Raw genomic sequence first — 20997 nt, forward strand, 5'->3', positions numbered from 1 at the left:
ATGGCTTCCTCGTAGTCGGGGCCGAGCTTGGCGAAGGCGATCTCGTCGTAGCCCAGCTCCTGGGCCTGGCCGGCCAGCTCCACGATCTGGTCGGCCACCTCCTCCGGGCGTCCGGCGACGTAGTAGTCGAGCACCATCTTCTCCGTCACCATCCCCGCCGCTTCCTCGACGGTGGCGCCCCGGGCGAAGGCGTCTTTCAGGTCGAGCACCTTCTGCCGCTCCACGCCGAGCCGGGCGTATTCCTCCGGCGTGAACTTGAGAGCCTCCCACTGCAGGATCGAATGGGACACCTGGCGCTTGGGGAACTCGATGGCGGCGTCACGGTCTTGCGAGACGGATACATTGAGCTCCACCATCTTGCGCAGGGGTTTGTGCGGATCCACGCTGCGGGCGCCCGCCTCGATCATCTCGTGCATCCCCTTGAGACGGCCCGCGCGCAGCATGGGGATGAAGGTCCCCGAGCTGATGAGCCCGTCCATCACCTGGCCGCCCATGCGCAGCGACCGGGGCCCGTTGCCGCCCGAATAGAGCACGACCGGGGACTTGGGCGTGAACGCCAGCTTGAACTTGCCGGCGGGATTGAGGTGATAGTACTCGCACAGCACCGGGAAGTCGCCGTAACTCACGCTCTCCCCGGCGAGCGCGCGCCGCACGAACACGGCCAACTCCCGGACCAGCGCGATGGGCTTGTGCACGTCCACGTGCTGCGGCGTCTGCGCCAGATCGCCACGGGCGAGCCCGAAGCCTACCTCGCGTCCTTCGCTCAACTCCGACAGGGCGGCCAGGGAGTCCACCACCTCGATGGGATGGTGGAGATAGGGCACCAGGACCGCGGTGCCTATGCCGATGGGCACCCTTGCCGCGATGGCGGAGAGCACCACTACCTGGCTCCGGTAGCGCGCGTTGTCGTTGACCCAAATGCGCTCGAAACCGCGCCGATGAGCCAACTCGGCAAGCTCCACGAGCTGGTTCACCGTGTACTGGTTGGCCAGGTGGATCACGAACTGGAGACTGAGCTTTCCTTCGAATGCCGCCATGGGGATTCCCTTGCTTCGAGTGCCAGAACCTGTCCGCGGCGCCTATCCCTTCAGCCGCGGCATCACGCTCTCCGCCAGCATTTCGATGGCCTCCTCGTAGTCGGGGCCGAGCTTGGCGAAAGCAATCTCGTCGTAACCCATTTCCTGAGCCTGGCCGGCCAACTCCAGGACCTGGTCCGCCACTTCGGCGGGGGTGCCGGCAACGTAGTAGGACAGGACCATCTCCTCCGTAACCAGGGCCGCGGCCTCCTCGATGGTGGCTCCCTGGGCGAAGGCGTCCTTGAGATCGAGCACGCGTTGCCGTTCCACGCCGAGCCTGGCGTACTCGGCGGGGGTGAACCGGAGCCCCTCCCACTGGGGGATCGAGTGGGCCACCTGGCGTTTGGGAAATTCCATGGCCGCGTCCCGGTCCCGCGACACGGACACGTTGACTTCCACCATCTTGCGCAGAGTCTTGGTGCGATCGACGCTTCGCGCCCCGGCCTCGGCCGTCTCGAGCATTCCCTTGAGCCGCCCCGCGCGCAGCATGGGGATGAAGGTCCCCGAACTGATGAGGCCGTCCATGACCTGGCCGCCCATGCGCAACGACCGCGGGCCGTTGCCGCCGGAATAGATCACCACGGGTGACTTGGGCGTGAACGCCAGCTCGAACCTGCCGGCGGGATTGAAGCGGTAGTGTTGGCACAGCACCGGGAAGTCGCCATAGGCCACGCGCTCCCCGGCCAGCGCCCGCGACACGAACACGGCCAGTTCCCGGACCAGTGCCAGGGGCCTGTGCATGGCCACGTGCTGCGGCGTCTGGGTGATGGAACCGCGTGCCAGCCCGAAGCCCACCTCGCGCCCTTCGCTCAACTCGGACAGGGCCGCCAGCGAATCCACGACCTCGATGGGATGATGGAAATAAGGCACGAGGACCGCCGTGCCCACGCCGATGGGCACGCGCGCGGCGATGGCGGACAACACCACCACCTGACTCCGGTAACGCGCGTTGTCATTGAGCCAGATCCGTTCGAACCCCCGTTCACGGGCCAGCGCGGCCAACTCCACGAATCCGTTGACCGAGTAGTGGTTCGCCAGGTGGGTGACGAACTGAAGGCTGAGCCTGCCGTCGAAAGCCGTCACGAGTGTTCGAGCTTGGGAGGAAGGCGGCCGGGGACGCGGGAGGAGGGGTCCGTCCCCGACCGTTTCGGTTGGACACGCTGTCTTCTTGTCTCTGACATGGGTTCGTGGTCGCGTTCGACACAACCCAAGCCCGTGTCAGAGACAAGTAGAGCAACGTGAGTTAAGGCAGCAATGACGGCACCTAGCATCTGTTTGTTTCAGTTTGGTTACAATTTATCGACAGAGAAATTAAATGCTGATCGGTGCAACTCAATAACTTCTCACCGTCGAATCGCGCGGGAGGGTGTCATGGCCTCGCGGCCTGTTTCGTAGTAGACTCTTGAATCGTGAGCCCTACCCTGACTCTTGCAACGCTCGGAATCCTTCAAGGGCTCACCGAGTTCCTGCCGGTCAGCAGTTCCGGCCATCTCGTCCTGCTTCAGCCGTGGCTGCCCGGCTTCCGGGAACCCGGCGTATTGTTCCATGCGACCGTGCACTTGGCAACGCTCGGCGCGGTGCTGCTCTATTTTCGCAACGATGTCGCGGTGTTGGCTCACGCCGCCGTGAGCCCCCGTGGTTCCGACCCGGCCTCCGTCCGCCTTCTCGGGCTCGTCGTGACCGGTACTCTGCCCACGGCCTTGATCGGCCTGCTCTTCAAGGACGGACTGGAGCGCCTTTTCGGCAGCGTGCCCACCGCGGCGAGCATGCTGCTGGTGACGGGTGCCCTGCTCGTGGCCACGGACCGTGCGCGCGGCCACGGCGCGGATATCCAAAGAATGCGCGTTTGGCATGCGCTGCTCATCGGCCTCGTCCAGGGCCTGGCGATCATACCCGGACTGTCGCGCTCCGGAGCCACCGTTGCCGCCGGTGTCTTGAGCGGTCTCGGTCGTGACCTCGCCCTGCGTTACTCGTTCCTGCTTTCCATCCCCGCGATCCTGGGAGCGTTCACGCTCCAGCTCCTGTCTCACGGGTTGGACGGGACTCGGGACGTCAACGAGATGGGGTACGCGGTGGCCTTCCTGGCCGCGTTCACGACCGGCTACCTCGGTATCGCGGTGCTGTTGAGGGTGCTGCTGTCACGCCGGCTCACCTGGTTCGCGCTCTACTGCTGGGCCTTGGGCCTCACCGTGCTCATGACCAGGAGCCTGTCGGCATAGGCCGGCGAGCCGGGCGCCGCGGCAATCGATCAACTCGGTCCGATCCGCTGCGCCCGCTCGATAAAGGGATACAGCCGCCGCACCGCTTCCACCCCACTTCCCGTGGTGGCCTCCATCACGCGCAGGATGATGCGGCGCATGCCCGCCGCGCGGTAGCGGGCCATGTCGTCCAGCGAGGGAAAGTCTCCGGAGGGAGTCAGCACCACCGAGAACTCGATGCCGTCCGGATCGCGTCCGCCTTCGACGGCCGCACGCCGCACGCTGGCCACCGCGTCGGCGGCCTCGTCCACGGGCAGATCCCCCGGACACCAGCCGTCGGCGTACCGCGCCACCCGCCTGGGCGCGTAGCGGGGGTCGTGCACCCCCAGGTGGATCGGCGGATGCGGCTTCTGGAGCGGCTTGGGGAAGACCCGCACCGGCGGGAAGCGCACGAACTCGCCGCTGTACTCGGCGTCTTCATGGGTCCACAGCACGCGCAACGCCTCGACCCCCTCGCGCAACGCCTGCCACCGGCGCTGGAATGCCGTCACGCCGAGGATCGCCGCTTCCTCCGGAAACCAGCCGGCGCCCACTCCCATGATGAGGCGTCCGCCGCTGTGGCGATCCAGCGTGGCCGCCGCCTTGGCGGTGGCGATGACTTCGCGTTGCGGCAGGATGCAGATGCCGGTGGCCACGCGCAGGCGCTCGGTGGCCTGGGCGGCCATGGCCGCGGCGATGAAGGGATCGGGCAGGTGTCCGAAGGACTCGGGCACCTTGCCGTCCGGGGTGCGCTTGTAGCGCGATTCGTAGTGGACCGGGATGAGCATGTGCTCGGGAAACCACAGGGACTCGAAGCCCAGAGTCTCGGCCTCCCGGGCGATGTCGCCCACGGGACCCGACAACTCCGTCGAAAAAAGGGACAGACCCAACTCCATGATGTGCACTCCGGATGGCCGCGTTGTCTTCCGCCGCGGTTCCCGCTATACGCCACAAGGACGGCGGCCGACCGCTGGCCAGGAACCAGAACCAGGGAGAATAACATGCCCGAAGCACCGGCCGGAACCCAGACATTCACCCGCGCCCTCGAGGCCGACGACACCCTCGTCCCCATCGGTTGGGATGACTGGCTCGGCATGCCGCCGCCGGACGATGACGGTGCGTACACCGTCACCGAGGTGGTGGAGCGCTACCAACGCAACGGCTACGAGTGGGACATGCACGGTTCCCTCTACACGCCCGCGCGCGAGCGCGACGACCGGCCCGCCTTCGTCGTGTTCCACGGCGGCGGCGCTAACGAGACGGTCATGGACGTCACCCCCGACGGGCGTCCCGGCCTGGCGCGGCGGCTGGCCGCCCAGGGCTTCACGGTGCTGACCCTCAGCTACCCGGGCCTCTGGCCTCCGGGCGGCGAGTGGGACAAGCCCATCGCCGAGCGGACGCCGTTCTATCTCCTCGACGTCGAGATCGGCAGGGATGAGCTTGAAGACCGGCTGCTCAAGTGCACCTTCAACGTGGTGCTCCAAGGGGCCGGGCAACTCACCGACCGGCACCTGCGGGGACGGCGGCTGATCGCCTTCGGCCACTCCACCGGCGGCCCCATGGCCGCCCACGTGACCCGGTTCACCCGCGAGGCCGAGGTTATCGGCATCGTGGGCTGGGGCAGCGGCGGACCCGACGGCTGGCGCCGGGAATGGCGCGAGAACACGGGCATGGAGTCGCCCAAGCCCTACGGCTTGGCGCAGATCTCCCGGCGCACCGTGGAGGCCTACCGGCGGTCCCACTACGAGGACCTGCCGGAGCTGACGCCCTGGGGCCGCATGGAGGACTTCTTCCGGCTGACCGAGAAGACCCGGCCGCAGATCAAGATAGGCCTGCGCGACAACCAGCACAACGTCTTCCCGGAGCGGCTGGAGGAGTACGTCCGGGTTACCGGGCTGCCCCGGGAGGAATACTTCGACCACCTGCAGGACCCCCCGGCCGAGTGGCTGGCGAACCTCAAGGTGCTGCTCATGGTGGGCGAGAACGACCACGGCCACTGGATCGGCGGCGAGAGCCTGGGCGACAAGCGCGAGATGTACATGGCCGGCAAGTACGCGGCCGGCGGCGCCCGGGTGCACGTGGGGCTGGTGCCCAAGTACACCCACATGGGCCACTGGGCGCTCTACAACGAGAAGATCGTCTACGCTTGGCTATGGGCGTTGAAGGCCGGCTACATGGACTGATCGCATCCTGGCTGTCCGCGTCCGGCTCGACCGGCTCCAAAGCCGCTGGAGGTCCCATGCCCCTGCTGTCCGTCAACGACACCGAACTCTACTACGAGGTCCACGGCCGAGGCACGCCCTTGCTCTTCCTGAGCGAGACTCACTGCGACGGCGAGGTGTGGAAGATCCACCAGGTGCCGGAGTTCGCCCGCGACCACCAGGTCATCACCATGGACTACCGCGGCACGGGACAGTCCGGGAAGCCGCCCGTACCCTACACGACGCGGATGTTCGCGGAGGACGCCATGACCCTCCTCGACCACCTCGGCGCGGGCGAGGCCGTCGTCTGCGGCCATTCCATGGGCGGCCGGGTGGCGCAGGTCATGGCGTTGGACCATCCCGCGAGGATCAAGGCGCTCGTCCTGGCGTCCACCGGCGCGGCCTATCCTCACACCAAGGGCATTCCGCTCAAGATCGCAACCGAGATGGTGGAATGGGGGTATGAGAAATACGTCCGCGACCACTCCATCCTCGTGGGATTCACCGAGGAATTCGCCGAGCGCCATCCGGACCGGGTGGAGAACTACCTGCGCGTGCGCATGGCCAACATGGGGCCGGTGGAGTTCTACTTCCGCCATCTGCTGGCGCGGCAAGGGCACGACACCAGCGGCCGCCTCGGCGACATCCGTTGCCCCACCCTGATCCTCGTCGGCGAAGACGACCGCAACGTCACCAGCGACCTGTCCCACCGGACGTCGTCGGAAACCCTCGAGAAAGGCATACCCGGAGCCCGCCTCGTGGTACTGTCCGGGGAACGCCACAGCTACTTTTTCGCCAACCCGGACGCGGCTCACGCCGCGATGCGAGACTTCCTTCAGCGCGCCTGAACACGACTCGCCAAGAGCAAACCGGACCGCACCTTGCCGAAGACGCCGTTACCCGAGGCAGATTGCGAAACGGGAAATGAAGTTCTGTTCGCTTTTTGGCTTCCGGCGGGCAAATTTTCACTAGTCGAGGTCTTGACACCGGCCGTTCCGCATTATTCAATGCTGTTCTCCGCCGAGTCCCGAGGAGGGCACGGAGGACTCGGACAAGAGCGATGGATTCGGGCCGGGAGGTCCCGGTCTTCAGCGCAGCAGTCACGAGAGAGCGCCATGCCACGTAGCGTACGACCCAGAATTCTCATTGCGGACAGCTACACAAGCCAGCAGGAAGCACTGTCAAAGCATCTGCAGGAACTGTCGCCGGTCATCGACGTCCTGGGCGTCAACGAGGGCCGCGACGCGCTGTCCCGGATCGAAGGGCAGGAAATTCACCTGTTCCTCGTGAACGGCTTCCTCAAGGGCCCGCTCAACGGCTTCGAACTCTGCCGCGCCATTCGGAAGCAGGGCGTGCACCGGCACACTCCGATCATCCTGATCCTGTCGGGCGCTCTCATACCCGAGCATCGTCGTGCGCTCGCCGCGGGCGCCGATCTTCTGCTGCACGCGCCGGTGGAAAAGCAGGAGCTGTGGCGCATGGTGGTGCTGTTGCTGAACGAGGCCGCCCGCCGAAGAAAGCCTGACTCCGCGTCGGCGGACGAGTCCGAGATTGCGGTCATCGAGCTCAAGCCCACCATGCGGATCCTGCACTGACCCAACCGCGGCGCCTTGCCGCTGTCGCGGCCGTGAGAAGTCCGCAGGGGTTTCCCGGCTCACGCCGCTCACTCACCGAGCATCTCGCCGACCTCCGCGAGTTCCTGGGACGAGAGCGCCCATTCCGCGGCCTTGGCATTGTCCCGGAACTGCGCCAGGCGGGTGGCGCCCGAGATCACCGAGCACACCCGCGGCTGCGCCAGCAACCAGCACTGCGCCAGCTCGTTCATGCCCTTCCCCCGCGCTTCCGCCCAGCCGGTCAACCGGGCCACGGTGTCGTAGTGGCGGTCGGTCATGTACTGCTGCACGTAGCGCTGGGTTTCGCCGCGGGAGCCGGGCGGCGGCTTCTCGCCCTTGACGTACTTGCCCGTGAGGAACCCGCCGGCCAGCGGGAAATACGGCACGAAACCCACGCCGTGGGCGCCGCAATAGGGGAGCACCTCCCGCTCCACCTCCCGTTCCAGCATGTGGTAGTGGGACTGGAGCACGGCGAACGCCGTCCAGCCGCGGAACTCGGCGACGACGTTGGCCCGCGCCAGTTGCCACGACGCGAAATCGGAGGCGCCGATGTAGCGGACCTTCCCCTGGCGGATCAGGTCGTCCAGCGCCCGCTGGGTCTCCTCGATGGGCGTCGACGCGTCCCAACGGTGGATGTAGTAGACGTCGATGTGGTCGGTCCGGAGACGCCGAAGGCTTCCCTCCACGGCGTTCATGAGATGGTAGCGCGACGTGCCCCGGTCATTGGGCCCGTCGCCCGTGGGGAAGAAGAACTTGGTGGCCACCACGAAGCGGTCCCGGCGGCCCTTCATCGCCGCGCCCAGCGTCTCCTCGGAACGTCCGTCCTGGTAGCTGTTGGACGTGTCGATGAAGTTGACGCCCAGTTCCACCGCCGCGTCCATGATGGCGCTCACCTGCTCCTGCGGCAGCTTCGGAGAACCGAACCGATTGGTGCCCAGTCCGATGGCCGACACCCGCAAACCCGAAGATCCAAGCTGACGGTACTCCACGAAGAATCCTCCCGCCGCCTGTGTACCAGATCGGCCCTTCGGGCGCGAACCCAGGCCGCCGGGTTTCGGGGGGTTGGGCGAATACGTCCGCGGCAGATTTGCCGCGACAACACTGAACTGTTAGTTAGCTTTCGACGCCACGGCAATCGGGAACTTCGGAGGTCTTTATGCAGTGGGACATGGAACGCGACAGCGCATTCGTGACGGGCGGCGGCAGCGGCATCGGCCAGGCCATCGCCCTCAAGCTCGGAGAGCAGAAGGTCCGGGTGGCCGTCGCCGACGTGGACGGCGCCAAGGCCGAGGACACCGCCGCGCGCATCACCGCCGGCGGCGGCACCGCCCTGCCCCTGACCCTGGACGTCACCCGCTCGGCCGAGGTCAACGCCGCCATCGCCAGGACCCACGACGAGTTCGGCGATCTCGCGTACCTCATGAACGTGGCCGGCATCTCGCAACAGAAGCCCGTGCACGAGATCAGCGACGCGGACTGGGCGCACATGATCGACGTGCACCTGAACGGCACCTTCTACTGCATCCGCGCGGCCCTGCCGCTGATGATGGAAGCGAGGTTCGGGGTCATCGCGAGCCTGTCGTCCATGCACGGGCTCAAGGGGCAGGAATGGGCGTCCCACTATTCCGCGGCCAAGGCGGGCATCGCGGCCCTCACCAAGGCCGTGGCGCGGGAGGTTGCGGAGCACGGCATCCGCATCAACGCCCTGGCCCCCGGGCCCATCGACACACCCATGTGGCGCCGCGGCCTCACCGGGGAGGCCCTGGAGCGGCGCAAGTCGGAACGCTCCAAGATGGTGCCCATGGGGCGGTTGGGCGAGCCGAGCGAAGTGGCCGACCTGGCGGTGTTCCTGCTGAGCCCGGCCAGCAGCTACATGACCGGACAGATCGTGGGCGTGAACGGCGGCGAACTGATGCCCTGAGACTCCCGCGCCTCAGTCCCCATCGAAGAGTCCGAGCTGCGCGGTCGGGCGCCGGAACGCTGCCGTGGACAGTCGCCAGCTTCTGCGCGACAGACCCAGCTTCCGGCAGGCGCCGTCGAACAGCGCCTCCACCTGCTCGGCAAAGATCCCCTGCCCGCGCATGCGGGTCTTGAAGCCGGCGTCATTGAGCTTGCCGCCGCGAATCTCCCGGATGCGGTGCAGCACCTTGTCCTTGCGGTCGGGATAGTTCTCTTCCAGCCAGCGCTCGAACAGGTCCTTGACGCCGAAGGGCAGGCGCACCAGCGAGTAGCCGGCGCTGGCGGCTCCGGCTTCGGCGACGGCCGCCAGAATCGCCGGCAACTCGTGGTCGGTGAGGGCCGGGATCACCGGCGCCACGATGACGCCAACGGGAATGCCCGCCCGCTTGAGCGTCCGGATGGCGTCCAGACGAAGATGGGGTTGGGAGGCGCGCGGCTCCATGCGTCCGCAGAGGTCCCGGTCCAGCGTCGTCACCGAGATGAACACCACCGCGGCGTCGCGCGCCGCCAGTTCCCCGAGCACGTCCACGTCGCGGGTCACCAGATGGTTCTTGGTGACCACGGCCGCCGGATTGCGGAACGCGGCCAGCACCTGGAGGCAGCCGCGGGTCAGCTCCAGCCGACGCTCCACGGGCTGATAGGGGTCGGTCACCCCGCACATGGCCACCACCTGGGGCTTCCAGCGGGGCGAGGACAGCTCTTTCCTCAGGAGGTCGGGCGCGGCCTCCTTCACCAGGATCCTGGACTCGAAATCCAGGCCGGCGGAGAAGCCCAAGTATTCGTGCGTCGGCCGTGCATAGCAGTAGATGCAACCGTGCTCACACCCGCGGTACGGGTTGACGCTGGCGTCGAAGCCCACGTCGGGGCTGTCGTTGTACGCGATGATGGACCGGGAGGTATCCCTGAGAAACGTGGTCGCCGGGCCGCTTGGGGCATCATCCGGGACCAACGTAATAGACTCGAAACGGTTCCGGGGATTGCCGCTGCTCCCACGGCCACCGACGCTGGTCTTGGATTGGCTTGTCATCCACCGATCACCGGTTGGGCCGGGCTCGTATTCCGGCGCCGGCCGGCTCGTGGCTTCACCTGCGGCGGGACTTCGGCACCCGCCTCACTTGATGCGCCACTGCTTGCGCGCCAGGTCCGTCGACGCGCACGGAGCGAGCTCGAGAGCACGGGACATGTACGGCCCCGCGGACCTGCTGGAGGCCCCGGCCACGAGGCAAAGAGTCTTGTCCGCTCCGGGGCGGAATTCCATCGCCTTCGCATCGTAGTCGAAGATCTGGGCGGCCGAATCTTTCGCACAATCCACCAACCCCAGGGACACGCCCGCGGCGGCCGGCGCCGTCAGCGTGGCGCACTTGCCGTCGTAGGTGGCCGAGGCGATCCGTTGCGCTTCGCTGTCGTAGCGGAACTGCACGTCGCCGCCCCGGGGCTTGCAGGAGTGAGCGTGCAACCTCTCGCCGAAACCCCTGCCGACGGTGTCGATACACCAACCCAGCCTGTCCTTCTCGTCCAGGTTGTCCGCCAGGTAGATTACCGGCGCCGGGGTCCGGAGATCCGGCGGCGCGGCAAGGGCAGCCACCGGAATCAACAGCAACAGAAGAACCGCCCGCAAGCATGCCTTGTTCATGGTCCTCTTCTCCTTACCAGCGGCCCGCGCGCCGACAGCTCCAAGAACTATCAGGAAAGGCCGGCGCCCGCCAAGACACGGCCCGCGCAAGCACCCCTTTGCTCTCCCATTGGACCGATGCCGGTTCCCCATCCGCTTCCGGAACCTTGGCTGAATTGCATCGCCCGCCGAAAAGTGCGATGAATGGCCGCTGAAACCATGAGGCCTTTCCACTACTTGGCTCCGCGCCGCCTCGACGAGGCGCTGGCATTGCTGACCCCCGAGGCGGTCCCCTTGGCTGGAGGGACCGATCTCTTTCTCAGGATGGAGCGCCGGCAGGCGTTGCCGGACACCATCGTGGACCTCAAAGGGATTCCGGGTCTGGACGAAATCGAGGCCGGCCGCGACGGCTTGCGAATCGGCGCCCTGGCCTTGATGGAGACTCTTGCGGCGACGCCGGCGGTCGGTGCCGACTACGCCGCCCTGGCCGAAGCGGCGCGGGTGGTGGGCTCCATCCAGACCCGCAACCGGGCCACGGTCGGGGGCAACCTCGCCAACGCCTCTCCCGCCGCGGACACGGCAACGCCGCTGATCGCCCTGGGCGCGGCCGCGGAGGCCGCGACCGCGAGCGGAACACGGGAGATGCCGGTGGCACATCTGTTCCTGGGTCCCGGCCGCGCGGCGCTGCGGGACGGCGAGCTTCTGACGGCGATTCACGTCCCGGCCATGCCTGCCCGCTCCGGCAGCGCGTTCCAGCGTTGCGTGCGCACCGCCATGGATATCGCGGTGGTGAACTGCGCCGCCTTCGTTCGCCTGGACGGGGACGACCCCGACACCGTCGAGGAGGCGCGCATCGCTCTCGGCGCGGTGGGGCCCACGCCGTTGCGGGCGGCGTCGGCGGAGAGCTGTCTGGCGGGCGCCCGGCTGGACGAGCGCGTCGTGGAGGAAGCAGGCGAGTGTGCCGCCTCCGACGCCCGGCCCATCGACGACGTGCGCGCGAGCGCGGACTATCGCAGGGAGATGGTCCGGGTCTTGACCCGACGGGCCATCTGGAGCGCGTTCCGGCGCGCGCGAGGCGAGGCTTGATGGAGACCCCACGCATCCGCATCACGGTGACCGTCAACGGCGAGCCGTACCAGGAGGACCTGCCGGCCACCCGCTCGCTGCTGGATTTCCTGCGCGACGACCTGGGCCTCACCGGTACCAAGGAGGGGTGCGGCGAGGGGGAATGCGGCGCCTGCTCCGTGATCCTCGACGGACGGCTGGTGGACGCCTGTCTGATCTTCGCGGCGGAAGCGGACGGCCGGCACGTGGAGACCGTGGAGGGGCTGGCCGACGGCGAGGCGCTGCACCCGCTGCAGCGCACCTTCGCTTCGGCCGGAGCGGCCCAGTGCGGCTTTTGCACCCCGGGCATGCTCGTGGCGGGCAAGGCCCTGCTGGACGGCAATCCTTCCCCCACCCGCGAGGACGTGGCCCACGGCATCGCCGGCAACCTGTGCCGCTGCACCGGCTACGGCACCATCATCCAGGCGGTCATGGAGGCAGCGGAGGAATCATGAGAGTCGTCGGTCAGGAGCTTCCCAGGGTCGAGATTCTGGAGAAGGTCACCGGACAGTCGATGTTCGGCGCGGACGTCTTGCCCGGCGACCGGGTTCTTGCCGGCAAGATGGTGCTGAGCCCGCACCCCCATGCGCGCATCACCGCCATCCGCACCGAGCGCGCCGAGCGCCTGCCGGGTGTCAAGGCGGTGGTGACGGCCGCCGACCTGCCGGACGTCCGCTACGGCCGCTTCGTGCGCGACGAGGCGTACTTCGCCACCACCAAGGCGCGCTATGCCGGCGACCGCATCGCCGCGGTGGCGGCGGTGGACGAGGAGACCGCGGAGGAAGCCGTGCGGCTCATCGAAGTGGACTACGAGGTGCTGCCCTCGGTCACCTCCGGGCTGGAGGCCATGGCGCCGGACGCGCCGCTGCTGCACGAAGACTACGCCGAATACTGGTCGCAGCCGGATCTGGACCGGCGCGGCAACGTGTGCGGCCACAAGCAGATCGTGCGCGGCGACGTGGAGCGCGGGTTCGCCGACGCCGACCGGATCTTCGAGCACCGTTTCCACGTGCCCATGGTGCACCAGACCTACATCGAGCCGCACACCGCCACGGCGCGCTTCGATGCCTCGGGCAAGGCCACGGTGTGGGCGTCCACCCAGGCCCAGTTCCCGTTGCGCGCGGCCATCGCGCAGATCCTGCGGATGCCCATGACCAAGGTCCGGGTCATCCCCACCGAGATCGGCGGCGGCTTCGGCGGCAAGCTGTCGCCCACCGTCGAGCCCGCGGCGGTGGCCCTGGCGCGCAAGGCGCGCCGTCCGGTGCGCATCGTCATGAGCCGGAGCGAGGACTTCCAGACCACCAACCCGCGCCATCCGTTCCACCTGCGCTACAAGACCGGTGTGAAGAACGACGGCACCATCACGGCGCGGGAGATCGAGGTGGTGCTTGGGACCGGTTTCTCCGCCGGTTCGGGCGTCATGATCAGCCAGGGCGCGGCCGTGCGGGCGCCGGGCCCCTATCGCATCCCCAACCTCAAGATCGACAGCTACTGCGTCTACACCAACACGTCCACGTGCGGCGCCTACCGGGGGCCGGCCGGGCCGCAGCTCGCCTTCGCCTCCGAGTCGCAGATGGACATCATCGCCCGGGAGCTGAGCATCGACCCGGTGGAGATGCGCTTGCGCAACGCCCTGGAAGACGGCGACGAGACCCCGGCCGGCGTCCGACTCGACGACGTGCACGCGAAGGAGACACTGCTCAAGGCGGCGGAGGCCCTGAACGCGGCCCCGAAACCGCGGGGAAAGAACGTCGGGCGGGGCATGGCCATGGCCCACTGGCTCGTGGGCGGCATGGCGTCCAGCGCCGGCGTCAAGCTCAACGAGGACGGCACCGTTGCCATCCTCACGGGCCTGGTGGACCTGAGCGGCGCCAGCACATCCCTGGCACAGATCGCCGCGGAAGTGCTCGGCGTATCCCTAGCCGACGTGCACGTGCGCACGGCGGACACCGACTTCGCGCCCCACTCCACCCTCAGCGCGGGCAGCCAGGCGCTCAAGAGCATGGGCGGGGCGGTGCTCTTGGCGGCACGGGAGGCGAAGCGGCAGATCCAGCAGGTGGCTGCGGACAAGCTCGAGGCCGACCCCGGCGACCTGGAGCTCGACGGCAACAACGTGTTCGTCAAGGGGAGCCCGGAGCGTTCCGTGACGCTGCGCGAGGTGGGCCAACTGGCCCTGGAGCACGCACGCGGCCCCATCGTGAGCACCCAGTCCGTGTCACAGCTCACGCCGCATCCGGCCATCGCCGCTCACGCGGCCGAGGTGGAGGTGGACCCGGAGACGGGGCACGTGCGCATCCATCGCTACGTGGCGGCGCAGGACGTCGGCACCGCGGTCAATCCGCTGTCGGTGCGCGGTCAGATAGAAGGCGGGGTCATGCAGGGGCTGGGGCAGGCGCTCAGCGAGGCGTGCACCTTCACCGACGGGAAGATGGACAACCCCAACCTGCTGGACTACAAGATCTTCAGCGCGCTGGACGCCCCGCCGGTGGAAGTGCACCTGATACAGCACCCCTGCGCCACGGGGCCCTTGGGCGCCAAGGGCGTGGGCGAGCCGCCCATCATTCCGCCGCCCGCGGTCATCGCCAACGCCGTCCATGACGCGGTCGGCGTGCGCATCCACGACCTTCCGGTCACGCCGGAGAAGATCGTCCGCGCACTAAGGGCCAAGCAGGCGGAGCAGCAACCGTAGCGACGAACCGGAACCGCCGCCGCCGGGACGGCCGGCACCGGGACGCCGGAATGTGAGAGAATGGCGGACGACCGCGGACGCGGCCGCCCTGTCAGAGCCCCAGAAGCGAGTCGATGCGCTCCTGATCGAAGCCTACCACGGCTTCGCCGTCGATGATGACCACGGGGGTGCTCTGGAAACCGCGCGCCAGAAGGTCCTTCAGCGCCTCCTGGTCCTCGCGGATGTTCTTCTCCACGAAATCAACGCCCTTTTGAGAAAGATACTCTTTCTCTCGATGACAAGGCGGTCAACCGGGCTGGGTGAACAGGATGATGGATTCTGCCATGTGTACCTCCGTGTCTCGTTTCATAGCATCGACCGGGCATTTCTCAAAGTGCGTCTTGACATGACGGCGCCACTTCTGTAGCCAAGGGTCTCGGCGTGGACGACGCCGGCAGAATCGAGACGGAGGGACATTTATGACACGCAAGGGTTTATCCTTTCTGGCCGCGGCCGTCATCCTGGGCGCCGCTTTATACGCAGCTCCCGAGGCGCGCGCCGAAGACTTCTACAAGGGCAAGACGTTCCGCTTCATCGTCGGCTTCTCGCCTGGAGGCGGCTACGACACCTACACGCGGCTGATCGCCCGCTACTTCGGCAAATACATTCCCGGCAACCCCACCACGCTGGTGCAGAACATGACCGGCGCCGGCAGCCTGATCTCGGCCAACTATATCGGCCGGCGGGCCAGACCCGACGGCCTCGCCGGCGCGGTCTTCAACAACTCGCTCATCGTGCAGGCGGCACTGGGCGACAAGAAGGCGGGCGCGGTGCCCTTCGACAAGATGGAATGGGCGGGCGCCCCCAGCAAGGGCGAGATCGTGTGCATGATGATGGCCTTCTCCGGCAAGACGACCTGGAAGGATGTCATCAATTCCAAGGAACCCATCAAGATCGGCGCCACCCGGGCCGGCTCCACCGGCCACGACATCCCGGCGATTCTCAACAAGGCCATGGGCACCAAGTTGAAGATCATCACCGGGTACCGGGGGACGGCCACCATACGGCTGGCGCTGGAGGGACGCGAGGTCGACGGCTTCTGCTCCCAGTGGGAGTCCATGAGGGTGACCGCCCGCAGCATGCTGGACGCCGAGGGCGACCAGAAACTGGTTCCCTTCGTCATCGACAGCCACAGCTATCCGGATCCGGAGATCCAGAACATTCCGCTGTTCAAGGACGTGCTGAACGAGGAAGGCCTCAAGCTCTACAACTCATGGGCGTTCCAGATGGCTTTCCAGCGGATGCTGGCGCTGCCGCCGGGCACACCCAAGGACCGCCTGGAGATCCTGCAAAAGGCCTATGAAAAGACCCTGAAGGACCCCAAGCTGCTGGCGGAAGCCAAGAAGGCCAAGCTCGTGGTCACGTATGTCCCGGGTCCGGAGGTGAAGAAACTCGTGGCCGGCATCCTCAACATGCCGGCGGAGGTCAGGGAGAGCCTGTCCTTCCTGGTCAGTCAAACGAAGAAGTAGTCGTACGCCAACCCCTCAGCAACTCCGCCTTGATCACCTTTCCGGTGGCCCCCTTGGGCAGCTCGGACACGAGGCGGATGTGCCGCGGGTACTTGAAGCGGGCCAGCCGGTCCGCACAGTAGGCCGCCAGGGTGCCGGTCCCCGTACTGGCACCCTGTTTCACCACCACGAACGCGGCTACCTCCTCGCCCAGCTCCGGGTGCGGCACCCCCACCACCGCGGCCTCGGCAACGTCCGGGTGCTCGGCCAGCACCGCCTCGACTTCCTGGGGGAAGACCGAATAGCCGCCCCGGAGGATACGCTCCCGCAAGCGTCCGGTGATCTCCACGAACCCGCCGGCGGAGATCCGGGCGAGATCGCCGGTGCGGAACCAGCCGTCCTCCAGCACCGGCGCGGGATCGTTCCAGTACCCTTGCAGCGCGGCCGGGGTCCTGATCCAGAGTTCTCCCACGTCTCCTTCGCAGGCCGCCGTGCCCTCGTCCGCCACCACCCGGATGTCGACGCCCGGAACCGCGCGCCCGATGCATTCCGGCCGGTCTTCCGCCTCGTACGCCAGATACGAAATGGGCCGGAACAACTCCGTCATGCCGTAACCCCGGAGGATGCGGTGGCCGGCCCGGCGGCGCCATTCGGAAGCCAGGTCCCAAGGACACGGCGCGGCGCCTGACACCGACAGGCGGAGGGACGAAAGGTCCGCGCCCGCAAACTCCGGCGCGCTCAAGAGCCGCCGGAACATGGTGGCCACCCCCAGGAACAGCGTGACGCGGTGCTCCGGCATGGCCGCGAGCACCTTGTCCGGGGCGAATCCGCCGGGCAGCACCACGGTGGCGCCCCTGAGCAGCGGAGCCAGCAGAGAGCCGTTCAGACCGAAGGAATGGGGCAGCGGCAGCACCGACAAGACCACGTCTTCGGGCACCACCGCCATCATGTCCGCCCATGAGTGGTTCGCGAAGGTCAGGGCCGCGTGGCTGAACACGGCACCCTTGGGCCGGCCGGTGCTGCCGGAGCTGTAGCCGAAGTGGGCCGGCGCGGCACCCTCCTTCGCCGTGGTCCACACCCCCGCGCCCGCGTCCATCCTCTCGACCACCAAGGACGGATCCACGTCCGCCAGGATCGCCTCCCGCTCCTCGGACTTCAGCAGCGGGCTCAAAGGCACCGCGGTGGCGCCGAGCTTCCAAATGCCCAGCATTGCCGCCGCGAAGCTCCAGTGATTGGGCAGCACCAGCGCCACCCGGTCGCCGGGCCGGACGCCCCGGTTCGCAAGATTCCGAGCGAACCCCGCGGCGCGTTCGTGCAGCACCTTGTAGGTGAGCGTCTCGTCAGCGCAGACCAGCGCGGGCTTCTCCGGGCAGCACGCGGCGGTTTCCTCCAGCAGGCAGACGAAGTTTCGTGTCGGCGCGATAGGTTCGGAAGGCGTCATATGGGTCGCCGAAGGGTCCACGGGCCGCGGTCCGATCAGGTCAAGGCGCAAAGCCCCCACAAGGAGGGCACGGACCGCCGCGCTGTCCCGGGGCGGCGTCTGCATCACCGTTCGCTCAATTCGTTCATGATCGCGCACTTCGCGCCATGGAGGACAACCATCATTGGACCGGCTTCACACCGCCCTTGCGGCCCAGGCCATAGCCAACCCGGAAGACGTCAGGAATGTTGACGCGCCCGTCGTACAGACGCTGAAACACGCCCAGCGATTCAAGGTCCTGACGAATTCCGGTCACGCCGTGGTCTACATGACGGGGCGGAAGCTTAATCTCATCCTGTTCGGCACCCTCGATCAGGCGCTCCAGACTCCGCTCCTGAGCCCAGCGCTCGACGATTTCCTCGAACCGACATGGCACCGTCATGCCGGCGAGCGGTCCGAGCGCGCGGTGCATCCATGGATAATCCTCCCTGATTTCCGCAACCCGTATCCTGGAGGCCTTCTGCACGCCGCGTTTGATGCTCTCGAAGTGCAGTGCGCGTTCATGCTCCGGGTGACGCTCCGCCGTGTCCAGTGCAGCCTCGCGCAAAGCGACGAGAAAAGACCGCGGACTTACCTGCCCTCTGGTATCCCCCAAGTGGTTTGGAATCCATGTGTAGGGAAAGCCGCGCTTCGCGTTTTGGCCCATCCAGGGTCCCGTAATCACGTGAAACTTCCGGCGCTGCGCGTCGTCATCTGAAATCAGCGTCCGCGGAACGTGGTATAGCGATTGGCCCGCAATTTCAGCGGCAGGCAAGCGCTCTTGGGCGAGAAAATCCCGAAACCTGTCGCCAGCCGGTCCGTTGATCAGGCAGTGCCACAAAAGGCCGTACAGTTCGCGCCCCGGCCAACGCAGTTCCACCGAGGAAGACAGCACCTTGGAGGCGTCGGGGAAGTCGGCGATCCGGTCTTCGTCGGCCTGATCCGTGCGAAGGAAGATCTTCAGGCGCAGCCAACGGTAGGAGCGCATGTCCACAGCCAGTTGCATCAAGCCCCGGATCAGGCGGTACATGTCGCGCCAATCGTCGGAACAGCGATCGAGCGCGTCGAACAGCACGATCAAGAACTCGCCGGCTTGGCCACATTTCGCATCGACATCCAGAAACAGCCGCGCAATGGATTCGGAATTGCCCTCGACATAGCCGATACGCGCCGGCCAAGTGCCCTCACTGCGCAAGGGATGGTCTTTCGGTGCAGTCTGCCATGCCAGCACCGAGCGCCAGATCGTTCTCGGGTCACGGCCTTGGGAAAGCAGGGCCTTCAGCACATCTTTGTCCGGATATCGGTCGGGTTCGGGACGGATTCCGAATCCCGTCGCTACTTTGCTGGGCGGAGTCAAAAAACCCTGCCCGGTGAGCGGCATCTGGATCAATCTGCGAACTGCGTCATTCTGCAGCGCGGCCCACCAGAACGTCTTGCCGGCCCCGCGCATTCCAGTCACGAGCATCACGTTGGGGTCCATCGCCTTGCGGTGGGATGCAGGGAAATGCACTTGTGCCGGCGTGGGGACTTCGCCGTCACTCGTTCCCTCCGGCAAGACCGCAAGCGAGTCGCGGGCCAACACTGCGTCCATTGCCGTGCTCATGCCTGTTCACCCGCACGTCGCGAGAGAATCCGTTCGGCGAAAGGCTCGACGAACCGTCCGTATGCGGACAGCAGAATGGGCTCGTCCAGGTTCATGATCGGCGCCCCTGCCACCAGCCCTCGCGTCCAGTTGATTTCCAGCGGCGCGTGCGGCGCGTTTCGTTCGTTCAGATCGAACGAAAATGCGTCCTCCGCGTCTGGAACTGCCCCGACCGTGTCATCGGTGACTTCGTGGCCCTCCACGGCATCGTAGAGATGATTCCGGAACAGGTCCCAAGCCCTCACTCGGAAGTCCCGCATGTGGGCTTCTCTACCGTCATGCGGCGCAAGCGCGGCGACGATGGCCAGCCGATCCCGGATATGCCGGCTCAGTCGCTGTTGGTTCCAGTGGTTGAAGAGCACGCCGTAGTCAAGCCAAGTACTTTCTCCTCCGGCCGCGAACAACAGAACCTCAGCATCCAGGTCGGTTACAGCGGCCGCCGCGATGTCGTGCAGGCCGCTGCGGCTTTCGATCAAGGAGATCGTCGGCGCAACGGTCTTCTCCAGTTGACCCAGGAGGTTTTGCAGACGCAGTGTCCACGATGCATCCCGGCTCGACACGTACACCCGGCCCAGCTTCGCCAGATACTCCCCCGGAGTGGCTCCGTGCGCTGCTGCAACAAACACCTCCCCCTCGCACTCCTGAGCCCAGGCCGGGGCGGCGAGCATGTCCGGGACGACACGCTCGCCCTGCCCTACGAGTTCTTCCACGAACCAGTCGGTCACGCCGAATCGGGCACAACGCTCCGGTTCAAGCAGGGTCGGCGACAGCCCCGGCGACTCGAGGTCGAGGTCCACGGCGAGGACACGCTCGCCGCTTCGCGCCAAATGCTGTGCGAGAAACGCCAAGGTCGTGCTGCGACCGACGCCGCCCTTGACGGAGAACAGCGTGCAACGGAGGGGGTGCAAGGCATCCGCCGGCGCGGTCACCGTCCACCAGCCGCCCTCGGTCATGAGCCGCTCCACGCGATACACTCTCGGGAAGCCCTCGATCTCGGTTGCCGTGGCAGACAACGTGTGGAGCAGTCGGTCGCTCACATGGAGCACGGCCGATTCTGCCGGGCGGGCGTGGGCGCCAAGCCTGCCTGAGAGGCGGTCTGCAAACCGTTCCAGCGCTGCGCAGGCCTCGCTCCCCGCCTCGACGGTATCCGACACGGTGACTGTCACCCTGCCGGACAGGTCACGCACGAGGTAAACCGGCAGCGCCTCATCCGGCACCGGATCCGACGCGGCCAACTCCTCGATGACGCGAGGCCAGATGTCATCAAAGGCAATGAAATTCGCGCTCATGACTACGCATCCTGACATGCGGACTCTACCATGTCCGCGACAGCCGACGCAGCTTCCCGGTGCGGGCGCACGATGCCTTCGTCGAAGTGCTCGCCGTGCGCGTAACGGTCCGCCTGAGACCAGTCGGCAAACGGCATGTCGCCGGGGAGCCGGCTGGCCAGGCGATCGCCCCCGCGTTCCGCCGCGAAGACCAGAAACGTAGGCCACAAGTCCTGGACGTGCTGGCGGTGCTCTCCTGCTTCAGGCTTGCCCGTGTCGTCTGTTGCCATCCCAAGCCTCTCCATGACCGCCTTCAGGCCGCACTCGGCACTGAAGCCATACAACTGATCCGCGTTGGCCCACCGGTCAGCCTGGAACAGGAGTTCGGCATCGCGCCAATGGCGGCTGTGCGCGTCGAAGAAGTCTGCTGGGTACGGCATTGGCGAGCTACTCCGGTTGATTGCGACCTCCCAACCCGTTCCTCGGCCACGCGCTCGGCGTTCAGCACGAGAAGCCCCGGCTCAATATAGCAACCCTTCCGGCCACCGTCATGAGTTGTCTTCGAGTCTGTCGGGTGGCGGGACTGACTCGGGTGTATTCCGTCGGGTTTCCTCCAGTGCCGGGGATGCTTCTGTGCCCCCGGCCAGGCG

General features: G+C 66.8%; 19 protein-coding genes and 1 pseudogene. 9 read left to right on the plus strand and 11 right to left on the minus strand.

What is annotated here, in order from left to right:
* Together OXU42_15420 and OXU42_15425 are read right to left on the minus strand one after the other, a co-directional pair.
* The coding region (locus tag OXU42_15420) for an LLM class flavin-dependent oxidoreductase (protein MDE0030779.1) at nucleotides 1-1037 on the minus strand (1037 nt) is incomplete at its 3' end.
* Between the two features lie 42 nt (nucleotides 1038-1079).
* Nucleotides 1080-2159: an LLM class flavin-dependent oxidoreductase gene (locus tag OXU42_15425; protein MDE0030780.1), complete on the minus strand. Its 1080-nt coding sequence runs from the start codon at nucleotides 2157-2159 to the stop codon at nucleotides 1080-1082.
* A gap of 326 nt (nucleotides 2160-2485) precedes the next feature.
* Here OXU42_15425 and OXU42_15430 point away from each other — a divergent pair, with 326 nt between their 5' ends.
* Nucleotides 2486-3295: an undecaprenyl-diphosphate phosphatase gene (locus OXU42_15430; GenBank protein MDE0030781.1), complete on the plus strand. Its 810-nt coding sequence runs from the start codon at nucleotides 2486-2488 to the stop codon at nucleotides 3293-3295.
* A gap of 29 nt (nucleotides 3296-3324) precedes the next feature.
* On the opposite strand, the gene OXU42_15435 is transcribed toward OXU42_15430, so the two are convergent.
* The gene (locus OXU42_15435; protein ID MDE0030782.1) at nucleotides 3325-4209 is read right to left on the minus strand and encodes an LLM class F420-dependent oxidoreductase; all 885 of its coding nucleotides are present in this window, start codon (nucleotides 4207-4209) and stop codon (nucleotides 3325-3327) included.
* A gap of 105 nt (nucleotides 4210-4314) precedes the next feature.
* On the opposite strand from OXU42_15435, the gene OXU42_15440 reads away from it, so the two are divergent.
* From OXU42_15440 to OXU42_15450, 3 genes are all read left to right on the plus strand, one after another.
* The gene (locus tag OXU42_15440; protein ID MDE0030783.1) at nucleotides 4315-5496 is read left to right on the plus strand and encodes an alpha/beta fold hydrolase; all 1182 of its coding nucleotides are present in this window, start codon (nucleotides 4315-4317) and stop codon (nucleotides 5494-5496) included.
* A gap of 56 nt (nucleotides 5497-5552) precedes the next feature.
* Nucleotides 5553-6362 (plus strand): alpha/beta fold hydrolase, encoded by an 810-nt coding sequence (locus tag OXU42_15445; protein MDE0030784.1) that lies wholly within the window; start codon nucleotides 5553-5555, stop codon nucleotides 6360-6362.
* 267 nt (nucleotides 6363-6629) lie between these two features.
* The gene (locus OXU42_15450) at nucleotides 6630-7109 is read left to right on the plus strand and encodes a response regulator (protein MDE0030785.1); all 480 of its coding nucleotides are present in this window, start codon (nucleotides 6630-6632) and stop codon (nucleotides 7107-7109) included.
* 68 nt (nucleotides 7110-7177) lie between these two features.
* On the opposite strand, the gene OXU42_15455 is transcribed toward OXU42_15450, so the two are convergent.
* Nucleotides 7178-8116, minus strand: a complete 939-nt coding sequence (locus OXU42_15455) for an aldo/keto reductase (protein ID MDE0030786.1) — start codon at nucleotides 8114-8116, stop codon at nucleotides 7178-7180.
* A 167-nt stretch (nucleotides 8117-8283) separates the two neighbouring features.
* On the opposite strand from OXU42_15455, the gene OXU42_15460 reads away from it, so the two are divergent.
* On the plus strand, nucleotides 8284-9048 hold the full coding sequence (locus OXU42_15460) for an SDR family NAD(P)-dependent oxidoreductase (protein MDE0030787.1): 765 nt from the start codon (nucleotides 8284-8286) through the stop codon (nucleotides 9046-9048).
* A gap of 12 nt (nucleotides 9049-9060) precedes the next feature.
* Here OXU42_15460 and OXU42_15465 read toward each other — a convergent pair whose 3' ends face one another.
* A complete protein-coding gene (locus tag OXU42_15465; GenBank protein ID MDE0030788.1) occupies nucleotides 9061-10113 on the minus strand; it encodes a PA0069 family radical SAM protein in 1053 nt (350 codons plus the stop codon).
* Between the two features lie 84 nt (nucleotides 10114-10197).
* Nucleotides 10198-10719, minus strand: coding sequence for a hypothetical protein (locus OXU42_15470; GenBank protein ID MDE0030789.1), 522 nt, complete (start codon nucleotides 10717-10719; stop codon nucleotides 10198-10200).
* Nucleotides 10720-10902: 183 nt separating this feature from the next.
* Here OXU42_15470 and OXU42_15475 point away from each other — a divergent pair, with 183 nt between their 5' ends.
* Genes OXU42_15475 through OXU42_15485 form a run of 3 tightly spaced genes read left to right on the plus strand, consistent with a single transcriptional unit; the run spans nucleotide 10903 to nucleotide 14491 of the window.
* Nucleotides 10903-11784: a xanthine dehydrogenase family protein subunit M gene (locus OXU42_15475; protein ID MDE0030790.1), complete on the plus strand. Its 882-nt coding sequence runs from the start codon at nucleotides 10903-10905 to the stop codon at nucleotides 11782-11784.
* Nucleotides 11784-12257, plus strand: a complete 474-nt coding sequence (locus OXU42_15480) for a (2Fe-2S)-binding protein (GenBank protein MDE0030791.1) — start codon at nucleotides 11784-11786, stop codon at nucleotides 12255-12257. The genes OXU42_15475 and OXU42_15480 overlap by 1 nt, the downstream gene beginning before the upstream one ends.
* On the plus strand, nucleotides 12254-14491 hold the full coding sequence (locus OXU42_15485; protein MDE0030792.1) for a xanthine dehydrogenase family protein molybdopterin-binding subunit: 2238 nt from the start codon (nucleotides 12254-12256) through the stop codon (nucleotides 14489-14491). Before OXU42_15480 ends, OXU42_15485 begins: the two co-directional genes overlap by 4 nt.
* A 91-nt stretch (nucleotides 14492-14582) precedes the next feature.
* On the opposite strand, the pseudogene OXU42_15490 reads toward OXU42_15485, so the two are convergent.
* Nucleotides 14583-14759: pseudogene (locus tag OXU42_15490) on the minus strand (glutaredoxin family protein).
* A gap of 190 nt (nucleotides 14760-14949) precedes the next feature.
* Here OXU42_15490 and OXU42_15495 point away from each other — a divergent pair.
* Nucleotides 14950-15999 (plus strand): hypothetical protein, encoded by a 1050-nt coding sequence (locus OXU42_15495; GenBank protein ID MDE0030793.1) that lies wholly within the window; start codon nucleotides 14950-14952, stop codon nucleotides 15997-15999.
* Here OXU42_15495 and OXU42_15500 read toward each other — a convergent pair.
* From OXU42_15500 to OXU42_15515, 4 genes are all read right to left on the minus strand, one after another.
* Nucleotides 15980-17419, minus strand: coding sequence for an AMP-binding protein (locus OXU42_15500; GenBank protein MDE0030794.1), 1440 nt, complete (start codon nucleotides 17417-17419; stop codon nucleotides 15980-15982). The genes OXU42_15495 and OXU42_15500 overlap by 20 nt on opposite strands.
* Before the next feature lie 160 nt (nucleotides 17420-17579).
* Nucleotides 17580-19040 carry a hypothetical protein gene (locus OXU42_15505; protein ID MDE0030795.1) on the minus strand — a complete coding sequence of 487 codons (1461 nt, stop codon included), beginning with the start codon at nucleotides 19038-19040 and terminating at the stop codon, nucleotides 17580-17582.
* Nucleotides 19037-20368, minus strand: coding sequence for an AAA family ATPase (locus OXU42_15510; GenBank protein ID MDE0030796.1), 1332 nt, complete (start codon nucleotides 20366-20368; stop codon nucleotides 19037-19039). Before OXU42_15510 ends, OXU42_15505 begins: the two co-directional genes overlap by 4 nt.
* A gap of 2 nt (nucleotides 20369-20370) precedes the next feature.
* The gene (locus OXU42_15515) at nucleotides 20371-20787 is read right to left on the minus strand and encodes an SAM-dependent methyltransferase (protein MDE0030797.1); all 417 of its coding nucleotides are present in this window, start codon (nucleotides 20785-20787) and stop codon (nucleotides 20371-20373) included.
* Between the last annotated feature and the right edge of the window lie 210 nt (nucleotides 20788-20997).

This window comes from Deltaproteobacteria bacterium (assembly GCA_028818775.1).
GTDB lineage: Bacteria > Desulfobacterota > Binatia > UBA9968 > JAJDTQ01 > JAJDTQ01.

Coding starts and splice junctions, on each gene's coding strand:
- OXU42_15460 (MDE0030787.1), top strand. CDS start 8,284: ATGCAGTGGGACATGGAACGCGACAGCGCATTCGTGACGGGCGGCGGC.
- OXU42_15440 (MDE0030783.1), top strand. CDS start 4,315: ATGCCCGAAGCACCGGCCGGAACCCAGACATTCACCCGCGCCCTCGAG.
- OXU42_15450 (MDE0030785.1), top strand. CDS start 6,630: ATGCCACGTAGCGTACGACCCAGAATTCTCATTGCGGACAGCTACACA.
- OXU42_15515 (MDE0030797.1), bottom strand. CDS start 20,787: ATGCCGTACCCAGCAGACTTCTTCGACGCGCACAGCCGCCATTGGCGC.
- OXU42_15465 (MDE0030788.1), bottom strand. CDS start 10,113: ATGACAAGCCAATCCAAGACCAGCGTCGGTGGCCGTGGGAGCAGCGGC.
- OXU42_15485 (MDE0030792.1), top strand. CDS start 12,254: ATGAGAGTCGTCGGTCAGGAGCTTCCCAGGGTCGAGATTCTGGAGAAG.
- OXU42_15505 (MDE0030795.1), bottom strand. CDS start 19,040: ATGAGCACGGCAATGGACGCAGTGTTGGCCCGCGACTCGCTTGCGGTC.
- OXU42_15510 (MDE0030796.1), bottom strand. CDS start 20,368: ATGAGCGCGAATTTCATTGCCTTTGATGACATCTGGCCTCGCGTCATC.
- OXU42_15495 (MDE0030793.1), top strand. CDS start 14,950: ATGACACGCAAGGGTTTATCCTTTCTGGCCGCGGCCGTCATCCTGGGC.
- OXU42_15475 (MDE0030790.1), top strand. CDS start 10,903: ATGGCCGCTGAAACCATGAGGCCTTTCCACTACTTGGCTCCGCGCCGC.
- OXU42_15435 (MDE0030782.1), bottom strand. CDS start 4,209: ATGGAGTTGGGTCTGTCCCTTTTTTCGACGGAGTTGTCGGGTCCCGTG.
- OXU42_15445 (MDE0030784.1), top strand. CDS start 5,553: ATGCCCCTGCTGTCCGTCAACGACACCGAACTCTACTACGAGGTCCAC.
- OXU42_15470 (MDE0030789.1), bottom strand. CDS start 10,719: ATGAACAAGGCATGCTTGCGGGCGGTTCTTCTGTTGCTGTTGATTCCG.
- OXU42_15480 (MDE0030791.1), top strand. CDS start 11,784: ATGGAGACCCCACGCATCCGCATCACGGTGACCGTCAACGGCGAGCCG.
- OXU42_15500 (MDE0030794.1), bottom strand. CDS start 17,419: ATGACGCCTTCCGAACCTATCGCGCCGACACGAAACTTCGTCTGCCTG.